Consider the following 2,772-nt stretch of genomic DNA (forward strand, 5'->3'; position numbering starts at 1 on the left):
TTTGTCCTTCGGCACAAAGAAAAAGTATAACAACTAAAAACAAAAGTAAAATAAGCCAGCCTCTCCAATCAAATTGAAAAACTCCTTTCATCGGCGCCACATCCTTTTTATAAAAAATCCAAGCCAAAAGTATCGCAACCAAAAAATTGACATTCAAAAAATAAATCCCAAAAGTCCAATTGTGAATACTAGTCATTTGCGTTCCAAAATATTGGTACAACTGCTTACTCCCCTGAAGAATAAATTGCACGATACCATACAAAATGGGCATATTGAAAGTCGGATTGTATTTAAGGAGTATCGGAATTATCGTTGCAAAAATCCCTACGATTGATAAAATAGCCAACAAAGCCCGCCAAACGGTAAACCATTCAATTGTCGTTGCATACAACGAAGCGGTATTGCAGATTATGGACAAAAAACTAACGGATAAAATCATGGTCCGCATTGGAATTTGTTTTCCGATTTTCAGCCCCAAGGGCAAAAAACCAAGCATTGCAAAAAAAGGAATATAAGTCGAATAGGTAAAAACCGTGGTAGAAGCTCCAAAGTGTCCCAATATCTGCGAATTGTCATAAGAGGTCACATTCAAGGCATTAAAAAAAGGAATCGTAAGGAGATAAAGTCCTACGAGGGTAAACACACTTCCTTTTTTTATTGAACCCATTCTTTATTTTTTTATATCCACAGTGACATTCATTCCTGGTTTCACATCTTCCAATTCTTTCTCGGAAGCTTCAAAATCAATTTTCACGGGAATGCGCTGCGTGATTTTCACAAAATTCCCTGTAGAGTTATCTGGTTCTACCATCGAGAATTTAGCTCCTGTCGCTGGCGAAAAACCAACCACTTTTCCTTTAAATTCTTTGTCATCAAGTGCATCAATTGTAATTGTAACTTCTTGTCCCTGTTTTATTTTTTCAATTTGAGTTTCCTTAAAATTAGCTGTAACCCAAACCTTTTGTTTCAAAACTAGCGTTGCCACCACCTGATTGGCATTAATCAGCTCTCCTACTGATATGGTTCTCTCCCCCACATAGCCATCAGCTAAGGCAATAATACGGGTGTAAGACAACTGTAATAAGGCATTTTCCAAATCGGCCTTTTTTCGATCTACAGTAGCTCTGGCCGCTTCTAGATTGGTATAACTTTGTTTTGTTGATGATGCACTTGCCAATAACTCTTCCTCACCAGCATTCAGATAGGCTTTGGTCGATTGAAGTTTGGAAACCACTTGATCATATTGATTGCGCGTAACGGCTGAGTCGGCATACATATTCTTGAATCGTTCGTAATCTTTTTGTGCTTTATCAAGATCGGCTTTGTCCCCTGATAATTTATCCTTGGAAGCCGCCTCTTTGGAAGTCGCAGTAACGATGGATTGTTCCAATGAATGAAGATTTCCTTCTGCCACAGCCAAATCAGCTTCAGCCTGCTTTACTTTTATCCTGTATTCCTCATCGTCTAGAATTACTAAAGTATCACCTTTATGCACAAGCTGATGGGAATCAAAACGAATTGATGCCACGTGGCCTGTTGCCCTGGCTGTAACGCTGTTAATATAGGATTCAACTTGAGCATTATTGGTTGTTTCATACCGATGAAAATCGAAAAACAGGCTCAATATCCAAATGCCTCCACCTATAATGAAAACAAAAGAAAGAATAGTCAATATCGTATTTCTTTTTTTTTCGCTTTTTACTGCATCTTCGTTGATTGTTTTATCTTCGCTCATAAACAAAAAAATTAAAGTTTACCCATTGCGTACTGCAGGGAATAATATTGAATAATCGCATCTATATTGGCATTATTCAGAGAAATTTTCGCTTCATTCAACTGCAATTCGGCATCAACGATATCGCTGATTACGGCAAAATCATTATCATAGCGGCTTTTTACGATTTTGTAATTGCTCAGTGCCAAATCAACATCTTTCTTAAAAGTTACAATATTCCTCACGCTTTCCGTAAATCGGACATAAGCAGCCTTTACATCCTGATTGATTACATCTTTGGTAGCGTCAAGTGCAATATTGCTTTTATCTATTTGCAGTTTATCCGCATTAGCCTTGTGCTTAATATTATAAAAACTGGAAATATCCCAACTTAGAGATACACCTGCAGCCCAGTAATTGAGAATATTATCCGAATAATCTGGCCATTGAGCCGGGTACTGCGTATTGAAAAGCAAGTTGGCATTGATATAAGGCTTGAAACCACTCTTGGTTATATCCAAGGAAGATTCGGCGATCTTAACATTGATTTCCGATCTTTTGATTTCGTAACGGTTTTGGTAAGCTTCAGACAAACTTTCCTCTAAACTCACTTCTTTTTTAGGAATTAAAATACCATCCAATGCCGGTTTTAATTTGGTATTTGTAGGAAGCCCAGTCAATATATCCAAATAATTACTTATCAATTCGATTGAATTCGAACTGTGAAAAACCGCCACCTCAAAATTTGACTTTTGCAATTCGGTTCTTAATAAGTCACTTTTAAGGTTTTGACCATTGGAAACCCTAGATTCTAATTGTTTGATTCGCAAATCGGTATTGACAATATTTTGTTTAGTTACCTCGATTTGCTTGTATAATTTTTCTAGAGTAAAAAACTGTGTGGTAATCGTTTGTTTAATTTCTGTTTCGGTCATCTTTGCAACCGATTCTTGCATACTGACCATCAGTTTTTGCTTATCAATCTGATTATTGATCACTCCTCCATAATACAAAGGCATGGACGCAAAAACATTGGCAGAAGCTTGTTGATTAAAATA

General features: G+C 36.9%; 2 protein-coding genes and 1 pseudogene. All 3 read right to left on the minus strand.

The genetic code is table 11. The features are described 5' to 3' along the window. Positions 1–667 (minus strand): annotated as a pseudogene (locus VFS71_RS05455) (MFS transporter); the annotation flags it as partial. A gap of 3 nt (positions 668–670) precedes the next feature. Continuing rightward, positions 671–1,735, minus strand: coding sequence for an HlyD family secretion protein (locus tag VFS71_RS05460; RefSeq protein ID WP_326399843.1), 1,065 nt, complete (start codon positions 1,733–1,735; stop codon positions 671–673). A gap of 11 nt (positions 1,736–1,746) precedes the next feature. Beyond that, positions 1,747–2,772, minus strand: a 1,026-nt coding sequence (locus VFS71_RS05465) for a TolC family protein (protein WP_326399844.1), incomplete at its 5' end; no start/stop codon positions are given.

It is taken from the genome of Flavobacterium sp., assembly GCF_035760125.1.
In the GTDB taxonomy this organism is placed as follows: domain Bacteria; phylum Bacteroidota; class Bacteroidia; order Flavobacteriales; family Flavobacteriaceae; genus Flavobacterium.

What these genes read in the sequence shown, in the direction of transcription:
- VFS71_RS05460 (WP_326399843.1), bottom strand. Translation starts at nt 1,735, where the DNA reads ATGAGCGAAGATAAAACAATCAACGAAGATGCAGTAAAAAGCGAAAAA.